Genomic DNA, 18,183 nt, shown 5'->3' on the forward strand with positions numbered 1-18,183 from the left:
CCACATACGTTCAGCTGTCGAAGCGCTTCGACATCACGCGCCGTGAAGTGAGGGACCCCCTACATGAAGTTCACCGACGGCTACTGGCTCCTGCGCGAGGGCGTCACCGCGGCCTACCCGGCCGAAGTGCTCGACGTCGTCGAGTCGGACGGCACGCTGGAGATGCACGCGCCGACCCGGCCCATCCGCTCCCGCGGCGACCTGATGACGGGCCCCGTCCTCACGGTCAATGCCCATACCCCCATGCCCGACGTCATCGGCCTGACGCTGACGCATCTCACGGGCGGCCGGCCCCAGGGCCCCGCGTTCGGGATCTCGGCGTCGGAGACCGCCCCGCAGCTCTCGTACGACGACGAGCACGCGACGCTGACCTCGGGCGACCTGACCGTCCGGCTCGCCCGCGGCGGCCCCTGGCAGGTCGAGTTCCTCGCCCACGGCCGCACGCTCACCGGCAGCGGCCACAAGAGCACGGGCATCATGCGGGATCCGGACGGCGCCCACCACCTGCGCGAACAGCTGGTGTTGAAGGTCGGCACGTCCGTCTACGGCCTCGGCGAGCGCTTCGGCCCGCTGGTGAAGAACGGGCAGGTCGTCGACATCTGGCAGGCCGACGGCGGCACGTGCAGCGAACAGGCCTACAAGAACGTGCCCTTCTACCTCACGGACGCGGGCTACGGCGTCTTCGTCGACCACCCCGGCAAGGTGTCCTTCGAGGTCGCCTCGGAGGTCGTGTCCCGGGTTCAGTTCAGCGCCGAGACCCAGGAACTGACGTACTACGTCATCTACGGCCCCACCCCGAAGGACATCCTGCGCAAGTACACGGCCCTGACCGGCCGCCCGGCCCTGCCGCCCGCCTGGTCGTTCGGCCTGTGGCTGTCGACGTCCTTCACCACCTCGTACGACGAGAAGACGGTGACGTCCTTCATCGAGGGCATGCGGGAACGCGAACTCCCCCTGTCGGTCTTCCACTTCGACTGCTTCTGGATGCGCGAGTACCACTGGTGCGACTTCCGGTGGGACGAGCGGGTCTTCCCCGACCCGGAGGGCATGCTCGCCCGCCTGAAGGCTCGCGACCTGCGCGTCTCCGTCTGGATCAACCCGTACATCGCCCAGCGCTCCCCGCTGTTCGCCGAGGGGAAGGCGCTCGGGCACCTGCTGCACCGCCCGGACGGCAGCGTCTGGCAGTGGGACATGTGGCAGCCGGGCATGGCCCTGGTCGACTTCACCTCGCCGGCCGCCCGCGACTGGTACGCCTCGAAGCTCCAGGCGCTGCTCGCGCAGGGCGTGGACTGCTTCAAGACCGACTTCGGCGAACGGGTGCCGCTCGACGTGGTCTGGTCCGACGGCTCCGACCCGGAGCGGATGCACAACTACTACACGTACCTGTACAACCGCACGGTCTTCGAAGTGCTGCGCAAGCACCGCGGCGAGGCGGAGGCCGTCCTCTTCGCCCGCTCGGCGACGGCGGGGAGCCAGCAGTTCCCGGTGCACTGGGGCGGCGACTGCGAGGCCACGTACGAGTCGATGGCGGAGTCGCTGCGCGGCGGCCTCTCCCTCGGCCTGTCGGGCTTCGGCTTCTGGAGCCACGACATCGGCGGCTTCGAAGGCACCCCCACCCCGGCCCTGTTCAAGCGCTGGCTGGCCTTCGGCCTGCTCTCCTCCCACAGCCGTCTGCACGGCAGCAGCTCCTACCGGGTCCCCTGGCTCTTCGACGAGGAGTCGGTCGAGGTGGCCCGGCACTTCACCCGGCTGAAGCTGCGCCTCATGCCGTACCTGTACGAGGCGGCCCGCACGGCCCACACCGACGGCGTGCCCATGATGCGGGCGATGGTGCTGGAGTTCCCGGACGACCCGGGCTGCGCGCACCTGGAGCGGCAGTACATGCTCGGCCCGGACCTGCTGGTCGCACCGGTCTTCAACGACGAGGGCGACGTCTCGTACTACGTCCCCGAGGGCACCTGGACGCACTTCGTCACCGGGGAGACGGTGACGGGCCCGCGCTGGGTGCGCGAGCGGCACGACTTCCTGAGCGTGCCGCTGCTGGTGCGGCCGGGCGCGGTGCTCCCGGTGGGCGCGCGGGACGACCGCCCGGACTACGACCACGCCGACGGGGTGACGCTCCGGGCGTACGGCCTGCGGCCGGGCGACGAGACGACCGTACGGGTCGGGGAGGTGACCTTCACGGTCGTATGCGACGGGGGCACCCTGCGGGCGTCGTGCAGCGACCCGTCGGCCCCCTGGGCGCTGGCCTGCGGCGACCGCGAGGTGCGGGCGGCGGCCGGAACCGGCACCCTGACGCTGGAGCCGGCCTGATGGTCAGGATCACGGACGTGGCACGCCGGGCCGGGGTCTCCCCCAGCACCGTCTCCTACGCGCTGAGCGGCAAGCGTCCGATCTCGCCGGAGACCCGGCGCCGGGTGGAGGCGGCGGCCCGGGAGCTGGGCTACCGGCCGCGGTCGGACGCGCCGCCGCACGGCGCGTCGAAGGTCCTGGCCGTGGCGGCTCCGCTGCGCGGCGGCACCGACGTACCGGCGATGATGCGGCTGACGCAGTCGGTGGTGACGGCGGCACGCGAGTACGACCACGACGTCCTGCTCCTCACCCACGAGGAGGGCCTGGCGCGCGTCCGGGGATCGGCGCTGGTGGACGCGTTACTCGTGACGGACATCGCCCTCCACGACCCGCGCCTGCCCCTGCTCCGCTCCTTGGCTCCCCCCGTCGTGCTGCTCGGCCTCCCCGCCGACCCGCGGGGTCTGGCCTGCGTCGACCTGGACTACCGCGCGGCGGGCGAGGCGTGCGTGGACCACCTGGCCGGCCTCGGCCACCGATCGGTGGCCCTGGCCGGCTCGCCGCCGGAGGTCTACCTCCGCGAGACCGCCTCGGCCCGCCGCCTGGTCGAGGGCTTCACGGCCGCGGCCCACCGGCACGGCCTGGCTTCCTCGGTGCACCCCACCGAGCCGTCCCCGCCCGCGGCCCGCACCCTCGCGGACCGCCTGCTGCGCGCCCACCCCGCCCCGACGGCCGTGATCGTCCAGAACGACCCCCTCCTGGACCCCCTGCTCACGGCCCTCCGGCAACTCGGCGTGCGCATCCCCGAGGACCTGTCGCTCATGGCCGTCGGCACCGACACCCCTCCGACGATCACGTCGGTCACCGTGCCGTCCGCGGAGCTGGGCACCCACGCGGTGGACCTACTGATGCGAAACCACTCCGGCACCCCCGCACCACAGACGACCCTGCTGCCCCCGCGCCTGACGGAACGGGCCAGTACGTGCCACACATGACAAAGGCCCCGCCGCTGGAAAGCGGCGGGGCCTTTGCCCACATGGGATGAGTGGAGATGGCGGGAATCGAACCCGCGTCCAACGGTGCGGAACCAGGGCTTCTCCGTGTGCAGTCGGCTGTGCTTTTCTCGGCCCCGGAGATCACGCCGACAAGTCTCCGACGGGCCCAGTCACTGTTTGGTTTCCCTCTTCACCCCGTGACCGGGATCGAGGTTTAGTTCCCTAGATGATGCCAGGATCCGGGTCGGGAACACCCCCGGGCTGACACTCCCTTTAAGTAGGGGAGCCGCTGCTCGCTACCTGAAGATCAGGCAGCGAGGGCGAGCTCGCCCTGGGAGATGGATCGCTTGGAATTGGCGATTATTTTTCTCGGCCTGTGGTTTACGAGATCATGGCCGCTTCCTCGACACGCTTCCCCTGCTTCGACAGCCGCTGTCGAAACCGATCATCCCCATGTTGTTTTTTCAAACCGCCCCGCGAGGGGCCCGCACCCGCTGTGAGGTGCAGGTGCCATCGTACGTGACCAACGCCGGACGATGCCAGCGTATTCCCGGCGACGGACCGGACCGGACGGGACGGGTTCCTAGGCCCGTTCCTTCCGGCGCACCGCCGAGATCACCCGCTCCGCCTCGCGGCGGTCCTGCTTCTCGCGGAGCGTCTGCCGCTTGTCGTACTCCTTCTTGCCCTTCGCCAGCGCGATCTCGACCTTGGCCCGGCCGTCCTTGAAGTACAGCGCGAGCGGCACGATGGTGTGACCCGTCTCGCCCGACTTCGACTCCAGCTTGTCGATCTCGGCGCGGTGCAGCAGCAGCTTCCGCTTGCGGCGGGCGCTGTGGTTGGTCCACGTGCCCTGGCTGTACTCCGGCACGTGCACGTTGTGCAGCCACGCCTCGTGCCCGTCCATCTGCACGAAGCCGTCGACCAGCGACGCCCGTCCCTGGCGCAGCGACTTCACCTCGGTCCCGGTGAGGACCAGACCGGCCTCGTAGGTGTCGATGATGTGGTAGTCGTGCCGCGCCTTCTTGTTCTGCGCGATCAGCTTGCGCCCTTTTTCCTTAGCCATAGTGCCGACCATTTTCGCACTACGGAGGGGGGTCGCGGGAAGTCGATTACGAGGGGGTCGCCAGGCCGCGCAGTACGCTCTCCGCCCGCTGCAGGGCCCCTTCGTCGGCCTCCAGGTCGGGCGTGATGCCCCGGCCGTCGACCCCGCGGCCCGAGGGGGTGCGGTAGTGCCCGACGGTCAGCTCCGCGACGGAGCCGTCGGGCAGCCGGCTCGGCATCTGGACCGAGCCCTTGCCGAAGGTGCGGGAGCCCACGACCAGCGCGCGTCCGCGGTCCTGCAGGGCGCCGGTGAGGAGTTCGGCCGCGCTCATCGTCCCGCCGTCGACGAGCACGACCAGGGGTCTCGTCGTGTCGCCGCCGGGCTCGGCGTGCAGCACGCGCTGCTCGCCGTCGACGCCGTACGTGGCGACGAGGCCGCCGTCGAGGAAGGCGGAGGCGGCGGTGACGGCCTCGGTGACCAGGCCGCCGGAGTTGCCGCGCAGGTCGAGGACGACGCCACCGGGCGGGGCCTGCCGGAGGGCCTTACGGACCTGGTCGCCGGAGCCCTTGGTGAAGGTGGCGACCCGGATGACGGTGACCGGGCCGGCGACCTGCCGGACGGTGACCGAGTCGGTGGACAGCTGGGTGCGGCGCAGGGTCTCGGTCCACGCGCGCGTGCCGCGCTCCAGGCCGAGGCGGACGGTGGTGCCGGCGGGGGCGTCGATGGCGTCCCCGCGGAGTAAGGAGACGACCTCCGTGACGGGCCGCCCGTCGGCCGGCCGGCCGTCGACGCTGCGCAGCAGGTCGCCGGGGCGGATCCCGGCGGCGGCCGCGGGCGACCCGGCGCGCACCTTCGTCACCGCGATACGGCCGTTCCGCTCGCTGCGGGCCCACAGGCCGACGCCGGTGTACTGGCCGTCGAGGGCGTCCTCGAACTCCTCGTACTCGCCCTCGGAGTAGACGGCGCTCCAGCGGTCCCCGCTGCGGCTGACGGCGCGCTTCGCGGCCTCCATCGGGGACTTGCCGTCGGCCAGGGCCTCTTCGGCCGCCCTGGTGACCGCCGCGTGATGCCCGGCCGAGGCGGCCGAACCGGCCTCGTCCGGCGGGGACTTCCGGTCGGCCTGCGGCAACGCGCCGGTGGCCGCGCCGGCGACGAGCACGCTCGTGAACAGCAAGGTCAGGGCGGCTCCGCGGCGGATGCGGCGGGGCTGACGAAACGGGTCACGACCTGACATGCCGGTGAGTCTAGGACAAGGGGAAGGGCCGTACGGTCGGTTGACCGCACGGCCCTTCTTGGTATGCGTCACACCTTCAAGTACTTGCGCAGCGCGAAGAACGCGGCCAACGCGGGCATCAGCAGGCTCGTGGCGAGGATGAGCGGCAGCTTCGTCAGGACGGCGTCCCAGCCGATGAAGTTGATCAGGTTCAGCTTCTCGGACAGCGCCAGGCCGTGGTCGATGATGAAGTACCGGGCGATCAGCAGGAAGGCGCACGCGAGTGTGCCGCCGGTGAGTCCGGCGACCGCGGCCTCCATGATGAACGGCGCCTGGATGTAGAAGCCCGAGGCGCCGACCAGGCGCATGATGCCGGTCTCGCGCCGCCGGCTGAACGCCGAGACGCGCACGGTGTTGACGATCAGCATCAGCGCGACGACGAGCATGAGCGCCATCACCGCGCGCGCGGCCCAGTTCATGCCGTTGAGAAGCCCGAACAGATTATCCAGAATGCCCTTTTGGTCCTGCACGGACTGCACGCCGTCCCGCCCGTCGAAGGCGGTCGCGATGACCTGGTACTTCTGCGGGTCCTTCAGCTTGATGCGGTACGACTCCTGCATCTGGTCCGGCGTGAGGGAGCTGGCCAGCGGGGAGTCGCCGAACTGCTCCTTGTAGTGCTTGTACGCCTGGTCCTGCGACTCGTACGTGACCGTCTGGACGACGTTCATCTTCTCGAGGTCGGCCTTGATCTGCTTCTTCTGGTCGTCCGTGACCGCGCCCTTGGCACAGTTGGGGTCGGACTCGGCGTCGGACTTGTTGCAGAGGAAGATCGAGACGTTGACCTTGTCGTACCAGTAGCCCTTCATGGTGTTGACCTGGTCGCTCATCAGGAGCGACCCGCCGAACAGGGCGAGCGACAGGGCGACGGAGACGATGACGGCGAAGGTCATCGTCAGGTTGCGGCGGAGACCGACGCCGATCTCCGACAGGACGAACTGGGCGCGCATGGCGGCTGGTTATGCCTTTCCGTGGATCTCGGGAAGCGGTCTCAGTGCTGGTAGCCGTAGACACCGCGGGCCTGGTCGCGGACGAGGCGGCCCTTCTCCAGCTCGATGACGCGCTTGCGCATCTGGTCCACGATGTTCTGGTCGTGCGTGGCCATCACCACGGTCGTGCCCGTCCGGTTGATGCGGTCGAGCAGCTTCATGATGCCGACGGAGGTCTGCGGGTCGAGGTTGCCGGTGGGCTCGTCGGCGATGAGCAGCTTCGGCCGGTTGACGAAGGCCCGCGCGATGGCGACGCGCTGCTGCTCACCACCGGACAGCTCGCCGGGCATCCGGTCCTCCTTGCCGCCGAGCCCGACGAGGTCGAGCACCTGCGGCACGGACTTGCGGATCTCGCCGCGCGACTTGCCGATGACCTCCTGCGCGAAGGCGACGTTCTCGCCGACCGTCTTGTTCGGCAGCAGGCGGAAGTCCTGGAAGACCGTCCCCAGCTGGCGCCGCATCTGCGGCACCTTCCAGTTGGAGAGGCGGGCGAGGTCCTTGCCCAGCACGTGCACCTGTCCGTGGCTGCACCGCTCCTCGCGGAGGATCAGCCGCAGGAAGGTGGACTTTCCGGAGCCGGAGGACCCCACGAGGAAGACGAACTCGCCCTTCTCGACCTCCAGGGAGACATCCCTGAGGGCGGGGCGGGTCTGCTTGGGGTAGACCTTGGAGACATTGTCGAATCGGATCACGGATGCACCACGGGTCGCCGGGGGTAGATGAGCGTGACCATACGCGAACCGGGTAGGGCACCGCAGTCACCGACCGTGGTTGCGCCATGGATGTGCCGTTTTGTACCGACCCCCGCGCCACCACTCCTGTGGCACTGAACCGCGCGGCCTCCGGAGGAACCTGGCACAGTGGAGAGGGGAACATTCCCGTCCCCACGAACGTTGGGTACGTGGAACCGGCGCAAGGAGGGCAAGCGCATGACGTACGACCGGCTGGTGTGCGCGAACTGCGCGGCCCCCGTGAGCGAGGGCCGCTGCCCCGTGTGCCGCGCGAACCGCGAGCGGCTGCAGCAGGAGAACTTCCTCGCGAATCTGAACCCGATGGCGCTGATCGCCCTGCTGACGGTGCTGATCGCGGCGGTGGCCCTGCTGGCGCACCAGACCGCCTGAGGGCGCACCGGAGCACGCAAGGGCGTACGCGCCCCCGAAGACACGGCCGAGGGCCCGGAGCGTTGCACTCCGGGCCCTCGACCTCGTACTGCGCCTACGGTCCGTAGGGGCGTGCCTACCGTCAGGCGGCGGCGCCGCCCCGGCCGCCCATGAGGCGCGGCAGGACGCGGAAGCCGACACCGCCGGCGATCATCGTGGCGGCGCCGAGCACCAGGAAGGTGGTCTGCGCGGCACCCGTCTCGGCGAGCTCCGGGCCGCCGGCCTGGGCCTGCTGCGGGGCCGGGGTGTTGTCCGAGCCGATGTCGGTGAGGGACGAGGAGCCCTCCTGCTGCGGGGAGGTCCCGCCGTCGGGGTCGGCGTTGTTGCCGCCGCCGTTGTTGCCGCCGTTGGCGTTGCCGTTGCCGTTGCCGTTGCCGCCACCGTTGCCGTTGTCGCCGCCGGTGCCGCCGCCGTTGCCGTTGCCCGGGTTGGTGGGCTGGCTCGTCGGGTCCTCGGTCGGCTCGGTGGGCTCGTCCGTGGGGTCGGTGGGCTGGTCGGTCACCGGCGGGTCGGTCGGGAGGCCGGTCGGCGGGTCCGTCGGAAGCTCGGTCGGAACCGGCGGAGTGGTGGGCGGAGTCGGGACGGGCGACTCGTCGGCGCACAGGATGCCGAGCAGGCAGTCGTCGGTCTCCGCGGCGGATGCGGCGCCGGCGGCGGTCAGCGAGGCACCGGCGGCGATCACGGCGCCGGCCGCTATCCGCGCGACACGGATCCGCGTCTTCTTCGTCATGTGGTTGCTACCCCCAGTAGCTCATCGTCATTAGGCAGCGCTCGGGGCTGTGCTCGACGGGGACAGCTGCGGTGAAAAGCCCCCCGGTTCACATGCGCCCCAGAGACACGCATGCCGCGCTTTACCCTTCCCATTTTTCAAAGACACGTCAAGGGCGTTTGCGTGCACCATGTCCAACTACGGGGGCTATGCCGGGACTCTGAGCCTGTGAGTGTGATGTAAAACCCAGACATGCCGGCACAGAAGCGGGCACAGAAAAGGCAACTGCCGCTCTGACGTCGGCAGTTGCCTTGTCGACAAACTTACTTCTCCTGCTGCTTGCGCCAGCGAATTCCGGCTTCGAGGAACCCCTGGATCTCGCCGTTGAACACGGCCTCGGGGTTGCCGACCTCGAATTCGGTGCGCAGGTCCTTGACCATCTGGTACGGGTGCAGCACGTAGGAACGCATCTGGTTGCCCCAGGAGTTGCCGCCGTCGCCCTTGAGGGCGTCCATCTTGGCCTGCTCCTCCTGGCGGCGCCGCTCCAGCAGCTTGGCCTGGAGGACGTTCATCGCCGTGGCCTTGTTCTGGATCTGCGAGCGCTCGTTCTGGCAGGAGACGACGATGCCGGTGGGGAGGTGGGTGATGCGCACCGCGGAGTCCGTGGTGTTCACGCCCTGGCCGCCGGGGCCCGAGGAGCGGTACACGTCGATCCGCAGCTCGCTCTCGTCGATGTCGACGTGGTCGGACTGCTCGACCACGGGCAGGACCTCGACGCCGGCGAACGACGTCTGCCGCCGGCCCTGGTTGTCGAAGGGCGAGATGCGCACGAGGCGGTGCGTGCCCTGCTCGACGGAGAGCGTGCCGTACGCGTAGGGCGCCTGGACGGCGAAGGTGGTCGACTTGATGCCGGCCTCTTCCGCGTACGACGTCTCGTAGATCTCGGTCTTGTAGCCGCGCTGCTCCGCCCACCGCAGGTACATGCGCTGGAGCTTCTCGGCGAAGTCGGCGGCGTCGACGCCACCGGCCTCGGCGCGGATGTTCACCAGGGCCTCACGGGAGTCGTACTCGCCGGACAGGAGGGTGCGGACCTCCATCTCGTCGAGCGCCTTCTTCACGGCGGTGAGCTCGGACTCGGCCTCGGCGCGGGTGTCCGGGTCGTCCTCCTCCTCGGCCATCTCGAAGAGGACGCCGAGGTCGTCGATACGACCGCGCAGGGCCTCGGCCTTCCGCACCTCGGCCTGGAGGTGGGACAGCTTGCTGGTGATCTTCTGCGCCTCATCGGGGTTGTCCCAGAGGGACGGCGCGGCCGCCTGCTCCTCGAGCACGGCGATGTCTGCCCTCATCTTGTCGAGGTCCAGAACGGCCTCGATCGACTCCATGGTCGAGGAGAGGGACTTGAGCTCTTCGGATACGTCGACGACTGCCACGCCCTCCAGCGTAACGGCTCCGCCCGGCGGGCAGCGCCGGGCGGCCGGTGCGGGCAGGCGCCGCCCGGGGTCAGGGGGACTGGGGCGCCGAGTTCTTCGTGTCCTGGGGAGGCGTCCCCCCGCCGTCGTCCGACGAGGAGAGCCAGGCCCCGACGCCGACCGCCGCGGCCAGGGCGACCGCGCCGGCGCCCAGGGCCACCCGGCGGCGCCGGGTCGCGGCGCGGTTGCGGGCCGAGCCGGGGCGGGGGGCGCCCGCCGCGCGAGGGGCCCGGGCCGTGCCGTGGGCGCCGCCGGCCAGCTCGTCGGGGGCCGGGACGCGCATCGAGGTGTGGGTGTCCCGGTTGGAGTCGGCCGGCTTCGCGCCCGGCACCAGGGGGACCGCGCCCCGCCGCCGGACCTGCTTGCCGGCCGGTGCCGGTCCGGCCGGCTGCTCCTCCCGGTCGGCCTCCTCGGCCTGCTCGGTGTCCGGCTCGTCGACCTCCAGCGGCGGCATGCCCGCCAGCATCGGCAGCAGCTCCCGCAGGCGCGCCCCTAGCTCGGAGGCCCGCAGCCGGGAGGCCGGGGCCTTGGCGAGGCACTGCACGAGCAGTTGCCACAGCTCGTCGGGGATGCCGGGCAGCGGGACGACCGTCTCCGTGACGTGCCGGCGCAGGACCGCGCCCGGGTGGCCGCCGCCGAACGGCGTGAAGCCCGCGAGCAGCTCGTAGAGGACCGTGGCGAGCGCGTAGATGTCGACGGAGGCGCGCGGGGGCAGGCCCTCGACGATCTCCGGGGCGAGGTAGTCCGGCGTGCCGATGATCTTCGTGGCCTTGGTGCGGCGCGGGGTGTCGATGAGCTTCGCGACGCCGAAGTCGGTGAGCAGCGCGCGGTGGGAGCCGCCGGGGCCGAGCGGGCCCTGCATGTCCAGCAGGACGTTCTCAGGCTTGACGTCCCGGTGCACGACACCGGCGGCGTGCGCGGCCGCCAGCCCGTCGGCGATGTCGGCCGCGATCGCCACGGCCGCCTCGGGGGCGAGGCGCCGGTCCCGGTCCAGGCGGGTGCGCAGGTCCGTGCCGCGGACGAGGTCCATGACGAGGGCCAGGTCGTTGCCGTCGACGACCAGGTCGCGCACGGACACCACGTGCGGATGCTCCAGACCGAGCAGGGCCGTGCGCTCCTGGACGAAGCGCCCGACGAGTTCCTGGTCGGACGCGAGGTCCTCGCGCAGCAGCTTGATGGCGACGGGGCCTTCGGGGCCCTCACCCAGCCACACCGTGCCGGCGCTGCCCCGCCCCAGGACCTGGTGGGCGGTGTACCGGCTGCCGATCTTCCGTGCCAAGGCTGCTCCTACCGACGCGTGTTGTCGCTAAAACTACGCGGCCGAGGAGCCAACCTTCACCGCCCGGGCGGAAATCACCCGCCAGGTGTCGACAAATCACCAACCCCGCAGGGCGGTTCGGGTCAGTTCGTGCCCGAACCGCTCCCGCCGAGCTTCTCGAACCAGCCGGTCACCGTGGAGAACCAGTCGGTGAGCTGGTCCCAGTAGCCCTTGGTGGTGCCGATCCACTCCTGGAGCGGGCTCAGCTCCCAGATCAGCCAGCCGGCGACGAACAGGATGACGATCGTGAACAGGCAGCCCTTCAGGCACCCGAGGCCGGGGATGCGCATCGGGTTGGCGCTGCGCTGCCTCGGCTGCCGGGGCTCGCGCTGGGGCCGCTGCGGCTGCTGGGGCTGGGCCGGGGGCGCCGGCGGGGCGTAGCGCTGCGGCGGCTGGGGCCGCTGGGGCTGCGGCGGCTGGGGGGCGTACTGCTGGGGCTGCTGCGGTTGCGGGTGGCCGTAGCCGGGGCCGGGCGGGGGCGCCTGGCGGCGCGGGGGCTGCTGCTGCGGCCGGGCGACCTGGCGCTGGGGGCGGCGGCGCAGCGGGTCCTGGCCCGGGTCGAGGTACTGGACCTGCGTCTGCTCGTTGCGGTCGCGGGCGGCCCGCAGCTGGTTCTGCCAGGGGTGCGGGTCATCGGGACCGCCCTGGCCCTGCTGGCCGGGGTGACCGGGCGTGCCCGGCGGGACCGGCGGCATGACGGCGGTCGGGTCGGCCGCGCCCCGGTTGGGGAGCACGGCGGTGGGGTCGGCGGCGCCGGCCGGGCCGCCGGTGTGCGGCATGACGCTGGTCGCGGCGTTCGGGTCGTAGGAGCCCGCGCCCTGCGGCAGGACCTGGGTCGGGTCGGCCGCGCCGGGCGTGTCCGGCACCGGCGCGGGGGCCGGGTCGGGCACCAGGAGCGCGCCGACGCCCTCGGCGGCGGCGATCTGCGCGGAGTTCGCGTGCACGCCGATGCCCTCGGCGACGACGCGCAGGCCCCGGGCGAGGTTCTCGGCGCTGGGCCGCTCGTCCGGGTTCTTGCGCAGGCAGCGCTCGATGACCGTCCACAGCGGGTCGGGAACGGTGGAGGGGCGGCGCGGCTCGGCGCTCAGGTGCTGGTGCAGCACCTCCAGGGCGGAGCCGCCGGCGAACGGCGGGCGGCCGGTGACCAGCTCGTACAGCAGGATGCCGGCGCCGTAGATGTCGACCGCGGAGGTCTGCGGGCGGCCCTCGGCGGACTCCGGGGCGACGTACGCGGGCGTGCCGACGAACTCCTGGGTGCGGGTCAGGCCCGGGGAGTCGGCGAGGCGGGCGATGCCGAAGTCGGTCAGCAGCGGGTGCATCTGCCCGTCGTACTGCTGGAGCAGCACGTTGGCCGGCTTGAGGTCGCGGTGGACGACGCCGTCGGCGTGGCTGGCGGCGAGGGCGTCGGCGATCTGGGCGGTGAGCAGCGCCGCGGCGACGGGCGTGAAGGGCCCGTTCTCGCGCAGGTAGCGGTGCAGGTCGGGGCCCTCGACGAGGTCCATGACCAGCGCCAGCAGCTCGCCCTCCACGACCAGGTCGCGGACCCGGACGATGTTCGGGTGGGTCAGCCGGAGCAGGACGGAGCGCTCCCGGAGGAACCGCATGACGATGTCCGGGTCGCTCGCCAGCTCCTCCTTGAGGACCTTGATCGCGACGGTCTCGCCGGGCTGGCCCGGCACGGCCGCCTCGGCGCCCGCGGTCTCGCGCTGGCGGGCTCGCCAGACGGTGCCCGTGGCGCCGCGTCCGAGCGGCTCCTCGAGCAGGTACTTGCTGCCTACCGGCCGCACGTCATGCGCTCCCTGGTGCTTGCCTTGCCTGCTGGCCTGTCCGATCCACTGTAGTGCCGGGCGGCCGGGGACCGGAGTGTCGTCTTTCTGTGGGTCTCCTGTGGTCTTACGTATCGGTTCCCACACCCGTTCGAAGGAAAGACGCTCACCTCGGTCTTGTGGTTGCCGGTAACGAACGTGACTGATCTCAACCGGTCGCCTGTGGGTCATCTCTCAGGCACTTTTGCGGGCAGAGCCGACCAATCAAGATCACTTGTTCCGGAGCGAGGGGCGCGGTGTCAGTGGCAGGTGCGAGGATGCGTGCAGTACTGGCCGACGTGCTGGGGCGGGGTGGGGGACTCCGCGCCCGGGCAGAAGGGACCGCTGACGGCGATGCAGATCCGGCTGACCGTCGTAGACCCACTGGGCCCGTCGGCGCCGGGGCGGGACCGCGCCCCGCGCAGCGACGTCCTGGTCACGGCGCCGGCCGGTACGGCGCTCGCGGCGGTGGCCTCGGCGCTCGCCCAGGTGGTGTCCGGCGGTGACGGCTCGGGCACGCCCGTGCTGTACGCCGGGGAGCAGCGGCTCGACGCGCAGCGCTGCACGCTCGGCGAGCCCCCGCTGACCGACGGTGCCGTGCTGTCCGTGGGCGCGCCCGGGGAGCCGGAGCCGCATCCCGAGTGGGACGACGCCCCGGCCCAGCTCCAGGTGGTCGCCGGGCCCGACGCGGGCGGCGTCCACCTCCTGCACGGCGGCGAGATCCGCATCGGCCGCTCCGCCGACGCGGACGTGCCCCTCGACGACCCGGACGTGTCCCGGCTGCACTGCGCGGTGACGGTCGGCGCGGACGGCCGCGTCTCGGTAGCCGACCTGGACTCGACGAACGGCACGACGCTGGACGGCACGCGCGTGGGCAGCCGTGCGGTGCGGTTCGCGCCGGGGGCGCTGCTGCGGATCGGCGAGTCGGCCCTGCGGCTGGCTCCCGCCGGGGGGCCGTGGGGCGGCCGGGTGGAGACGACTCCGGACGGGGAGGGGCACGTGCGCGTGCCGGGGCCTGCGGACAGCGCGCCGCCCTCGTACGCGCGCGGGGCGGGCTCTGCGGCGGCTGGGACGTCTGGTGTGACGGGTCGTGCGTCGGCTGGGACGTCCGGTGTGGCGGGCTCTGCGTCGGCCGGGCCGTCTGGTGTGGCGGGCCCTGCTTCGGCCGGGACATCCGGCGTCCCGGGCCCTGCGTCGGCTGGGACGTCCGGTGTGGCGGGCTCCGGGCCGTCCGGTGTCGCAGGCCCCGGGCCGTCCGGTGTCGCGGGCCCCGGGCCGTCCGGCCCCACGCATCACGCCCATGGCTCGGCGGCCTGGGGTACGCCGGGTGCCACGGGCCGGGGTTCCGGTGAGGCCGCGGTGCCGGGGCGGGGCGGGGCGTCGGGGCAGGCCGTCGTGCCGGGGCAGGGCGGTGCGCCGCGGATCGAGGGCGGTCCGGCGAGCGCTGGTTCCGCAGGGCCGCAGGCGCCCAGCCAGGGCAGCGGGGCCCGTCCTGCGGGCAATGGCGGGGTCCACTCGATGGGCGGCGGGGCCCACCCGGGGAGTAGCGGCGATGAGGTGCGCTCGGGGGGCGGCGGCAGCGGTGTCCACCCAGGGGGCAGCGGCAGCCGGGGCCGTTCGCAGGGCAACGACAGCGCGGGCCGCCCGGGCGGCAGCGGCAGCGGTGTCACCCCGGGGAGCGACTGGAGCGCGGTGCCGCGCCGGGGCGCAGGGGGCGATGTCCCTGCGGGAGGCGGCCCGGGCGGGGTGCCCTCCCAGGGCATCGGAGGCGAAGCCTCCGCAGGGCGCGGCCGGGGCGTGGTGCCCCCTCAGGGCGTCGGCGGTGAGGCGCGTTCGCGGACGTCCGGGGATGCCAGGGATGCCGGGGATGGGCCGCCGGCGGGGACGGCCGGCGCTGCGCACCCCTCGCCCGGGCCGCAGGGAGCGCGCCCGGGTTCGCCGGAGCGCTGGCTCCGGGCCCCCCAGCAGCGAGGTGCGGCGCGGCCGGGCAGCGGTGATGGTGACACGCACGTGGGACGTTCCGGGGCCGGGGCGTCCGGCCATACGTCCCCGGACGGCGGTGGTGCGCGTAACGAGACGACGTACGACACCGGGCGCCCCCGCACTGGAACCGCGGACGGGTCGGCTACCCCGCACGCGCCCTCCCCCACCGGAACCGACAACCAGATCCACCCGGACGAACGCACCGGGCGCGGACACGACGGCGCCCACGGGCAGGCCACCCCGCACACGCGGGGCCTTCCCACCGGCCCGGACCAGCCCACCGGACGCGACCACGACCACACCCACGGGCAGGCCGCGCCTCACACAACTCCTCCCACCGGCACCAACAACCCCAGCCACCCGGACCACCCCACCGGACGCGACCACAACCGCACCCCCGGGTCTGCCGCTCGGGAGGCAGCCGGTCGGGCCGGCGTCGGTGAGTCGGCGGAGGCGCCTGACGGGCGCGCCGGTCGCGGGCGCAAGGGCACTCCTCTCCGGGGTACCGACATACCGTCGGGGACGCGTAAGCGCGGCGGGCTCGGGGCCTGGGCCCGGCGATGGGCCGGCGGGCGTGGTGAGCAGACGGCGGCCGGGCGCGAGGCGTACGGGGACGAACCGGCCGACGTGGTCGCCGAGCGCCCGGTCCTCACGCCGGCGGTGCCGGAGACCTGGCCGGACCCGGCCGCGCTGCTGCTGACGGCGCTGGGCCCGGGCCCCCGGCTGTGGGAGCGCGGTCCGGGGCACCCCGAGGCGCTCGCCGTGCGGCTCGGCACGGCCGACCGGGCGGCCCCGGACGGCTCGGGCCTGCTGCCCGCCGTGCCGGTGACAACCGGGCTGCGCGAGGTCGGCGCGCTGGGGCTGGCCGGGCCGCGGACGCGGCTCGCCGGGCTGGCTCGTGCCGTGCTGGCGCAGCTCGCCGCGCTGCACTCCCCCGACACGCTGGAGATCGTCCTGATCGCCGCGGACCGCTCCCGTCCCCTGGAGGAGCGCACCGCCGAGTGGTCCTGGCTGGGCTGGCTCCCGCACGTCCGCCCGGGGCACGGCCAGGACTGCCGGCTGCTCCTCGCCCACGACCGCGAACAGGCCGCGGCCCGCACCGACGAGCTGCTGCGCCGCCTGGAGGACCACCTGGCCGATTCGGGAGCGGGGACCGACAGCCCGGTCTCGGGGACCGACAGCCCGGTCGCGCGGCCCGACCGCCTGGTCGCGGGGACCGACAGCCCGGTCGCGCGGCCCGACCGCCCGGTCGCGGGGAGCGGCAGCCCGGTCGCGGGGAGCGGCAGCCCGGTCGCCGGTGCCCCGGGCGCCGCACCGAGCGCCCCCGCGTCCGGCTCCCGTGGGGGCGACAGCCCTGTCCCTCCGCGCGCGAACCGGCCCTCCTGGGCCGTCCGGGACGACGCCCCGGACCCGGCCACCGCGTTCCCGGGGCCCTACACCGTCCTCGTCGTGGACGGCGACCCGGGCGGGGCCGGCCTGCGGGACGCCGTCGCGCGGCTGGCGCTGGAGGGCCCCCGGGCCGGGATCCACGTCGTCTGCCTGGCCGAGACCGCCGCCGCCTCCCCGGCCTCGCCCGTGACGGAGACCTACGAGGCGGCCTGCTCGGTGGCGCCCGCGTTCCGGCAGTGCGGTGCCGTCGCGCTGCTCAGCGGGGACGTGGCGACGGCCCTGCGGCTGATGCGCGTGGCCCGGGTCGGCGGCGACGGCTCACCGGCCGGCCCCGTCGGCCACGGCACCATCGCCACCGTCGACGCCGTCTCCCCGGCGTGGGCCGAGCGGTTCGCGCGGGCGCTGGCGCCGCTGCGCCCGGACGGCACGGCGAGCGAGCCCCAGCCGCGCGTCTCCGCACCGCTGCCCCAGGCGGCCCGGCTGCTGGACGAGCTGGGCCTCGCCCGGGCCACCCCGGCCTCGCTGATGGCGCGCTGGGCGGACGCCGCCGACGACACCGACGCGCTGGGCGGACGGGTGCGCGCGGTGCTGGGCGCCGGACCGCGCGGCCCGGTCTGCGCGGACCTCGCGGCCCAGGGGCCGCACCTGCTGATCGAGGGCCCGCCGGGCAGCGGCCGTACGGAGCTGCTGCGGGCGGTCGTCGCCTCGCTGGCCGCCGCCGAGCGGCCGGACCGCCTGGGCATCGTGCTGGTCGACGGCCGGGGCGGCCCGGGCGCGGGCGGCGGGCACGGCGAGGGACTGCGGGTCTGTACGGACGTACCGCATGTCACCACGCACCTCACGGCGCACGACCCGGTGCGGATGCGCGAGTTCGCGCAGTCCCTGACCGCCGAGCTGAAGCGGCGCGCCGAGCTGCTGGGGCGGTCCGACTTCGCCGAGTGGCACACCGGGCGCGAGCTGTCGGGCCGTATGGTCGCCCAGCGCACGGCCACGGCCCGGGGCGGGGCGCCGGCCGAGGCCGGGGCCGGCGACCTCGACAGCCCGCCCAGTTCCACGATGCGGCTGCGGCCCGGCGGGGCCCGGCGGCAGCCGGAGGCGGCGGCGCCCCCGCTCCCCCGGCTCGTCGTGGTCGTCGACGACCTGGACGCGCTGGTCTCCCCCGCGCTGGGCTCGACCGGCCGCCCCGCGGCCGGGTCGGTGATGCGTGCGCTGGAGGCCGTGGCCCGGGACGGCGAGCGGCTCGGCGTGCACCTGGTGGCGGCCACCGGGCCGTGCGCCCGCACGGCGGAGACGGAACCGGCGCGCCGGGCCACCCTGCGCGTCACGCTCGACACCCCGGCCCCCGGCCCGGACGAGCCGGCGCCCGGCCGGGGAAGCCTCACGGGCGCGGACGGGCGGGCGACCCCGTTCCAGGGCGGCCGGGTCACCGGCCGGATCCCCCGGACGGCGACGCTGCGCCCCACGGTCGTACCGCTGGAATGGCACCGCATGGGTGACCCTCCGGCCCGGCGTCCGGTGCGGGAGCTCGGAAACGGCCCGACCGACCTGGCACTGTTGGCCAGCGCGCTGGAAAGGGCGGCGCGGGAGGTCGCGGCGGCGAAGGTGCCGTCCCTTCTGTGACTCGGGACGGCCCCAACCGCACCCGGCGGCACGGGGAGGGCCGCGCCCCTGGTCACGAGGGTGTCACGATCCCCCGCTTGACAGCCGACGCCATCTTGCCGCCCCCGTACACCCGGGCGTAGACCAGATCGCACGGGAGCGCGCT

General features: G+C 73.4%; 12 protein-coding genes and 1 other RNA gene. 4 read left to right on the plus strand and 9 right to left on the minus strand.

Features of this window, described 5'->3' with window-relative positions:
• Window positions 1–63: 63 nt before the first annotated feature.
• Window positions 64–2,313, plus strand: coding sequence for an alpha-xylosidase (yicI, locus tag ABZ386_RS29190; protein WP_351342078.1), 2,250 nt, complete (start codon window positions 64–66; stop codon window positions 2,311–2,313).
• Window positions 2,313–3,284, plus strand: a complete 972-nt coding sequence (locus tag ABZ386_RS29195; protein WP_351342080.1) for a LacI family DNA-binding transcriptional regulator — start codon at window positions 2,313–2,315, stop codon at window positions 3,282–3,284. Before yicI ends, ABZ386_RS29195 begins: the two co-directional genes overlap by 1 nt.
• Window positions 3,285–3,332: 48 nt before the next feature.
• On the opposite strand, the gene ssrA is transcribed toward ABZ386_RS29195, so the two are convergent.
• The 5 genes from ssrA to ftsE all read right to left on the minus strand — a co-directional run bounded on the left by ssrA (window position 3,333) and on the right by ftsE (window position 7,277).
• Window positions 3,333–3,737: a transfer-messenger RNA gene (ssrA, locus tag ABZ386_RS29200) on the minus strand.
• A 130-nt stretch (window positions 3,738–3,867) separates the two neighbouring features.
• Window positions 3,868–4,347, minus strand: a complete 480-nt coding sequence (smpB, locus tag ABZ386_RS29205) for an SsrA-binding protein SmpB (protein WP_114253174.1) — start codon at window positions 4,345–4,347, stop codon at window positions 3,868–3,870.
• A gap of 46 nt (window positions 4,348–4,393) precedes the next feature.
• Complete coding sequence (locus ABZ386_RS29210) at window positions 4,394–5,560, minus strand: S41 family peptidase (protein ID WP_351342083.1); 1,167 nt, start codon at window positions 5,558–5,560, stop codon at window positions 4,394–4,396.
• A 68-nt stretch (window positions 5,561–5,628) separates the two neighbouring features.
• On the minus strand, window positions 5,629–6,546 hold the full coding sequence (gene ftsX, locus ABZ386_RS29215; RefSeq protein ID WP_358966530.1) for a permease-like cell division protein FtsX: 918 nt from the start codon (window positions 6,544–6,546) through the stop codon (window positions 5,629–5,631).
• Between the two features lie 41 nt (window positions 6,547–6,587).
• Complete coding sequence (gene ftsE / locus ABZ386_RS29220; protein WP_003990615.1) at window positions 6,588–7,277, minus strand: cell division ATP-binding protein FtsE; 690 nt, start codon at window positions 7,275–7,277, stop codon at window positions 6,588–6,590.
• Between the two features lie 237 nt (window positions 7,278–7,514).
• Here ftsE and ABZ386_RS29225 point away from each other — a divergent pair, with 237 nt between their 5' ends.
• Window positions 7,515–7,706: a hypothetical protein gene (locus ABZ386_RS29225; RefSeq protein ID WP_031113103.1), complete on the plus strand. Its 192-nt coding sequence runs from the start codon at window positions 7,515–7,517 to the stop codon at window positions 7,704–7,706.
• Between the two features lie 121 nt (window positions 7,707–7,827).
• On the opposite strand, the gene ABZ386_RS29230 is transcribed toward ABZ386_RS29225, so the two are convergent.
• The 4 genes from ABZ386_RS29230 to ABZ386_RS29245 all read right to left on the minus strand — a co-directional run bounded on the left by ABZ386_RS29230 (window position 7,828) and on the right by ABZ386_RS29245 (window position 13,028).
• The gene (locus tag ABZ386_RS29230; RefSeq protein ID WP_358966534.1) at window positions 7,828–8,475 is read right to left on the minus strand and encodes an LPXTG cell wall anchor domain-containing protein; all 648 of its coding nucleotides are present in this window, start codon (window positions 8,473–8,475) and stop codon (window positions 7,828–7,830) included.
• A 302-nt stretch (window positions 8,476–8,777) separates the two neighbouring features.
• Window positions 8,778–9,884 carry a peptide chain release factor 2 gene (prfB, locus tag ABZ386_RS29235; RefSeq protein WP_351342089.1) on the minus strand — a complete coding sequence of 369 codons (1,107 nt, stop codon included), beginning with the start codon at window positions 9,882–9,884 and terminating at the stop codon, window positions 8,778–8,780.
• A gap of 70 nt (window positions 9,885–9,954) precedes the next feature.
• A complete protein-coding gene (locus ABZ386_RS29240; protein ID WP_114253182.1) occupies window positions 9,955–11,202 on the minus strand; it encodes a serine/threonine-protein kinase in 1,248 nt (415 codons plus the stop codon).
• Window positions 11,203–11,324: 122 nt separating this feature from the next.
• A complete protein-coding gene (locus ABZ386_RS29245; RefSeq protein WP_351342092.1) occupies window positions 11,325–13,028 on the minus strand; it encodes a serine/threonine-protein kinase in 1,704 nt (567 codons plus the stop codon).
• Window positions 13,029–13,400: 372 nt separating this feature from the next.
• Here ABZ386_RS29245 and ABZ386_RS29250 point away from each other — a divergent pair, with 372 nt between their 5' ends.
• A complete protein-coding gene (locus ABZ386_RS29250; RefSeq protein WP_358966620.1) occupies window positions 13,401–18,038 on the plus strand; it encodes an FHA domain-containing protein in 4,638 nt (1,545 codons plus the stop codon).
• Window positions 18,039–18,183 lie beyond the last annotated feature (145 nt).

Origin of the sequence: Streptomyces sp. NPDC006140 (assembly GCF_040628815.1) — a bacterium.
GTDB lineage: Bacteria > Actinomycetota > Actinomycetes > Streptomycetales > Streptomycetaceae > Streptomyces.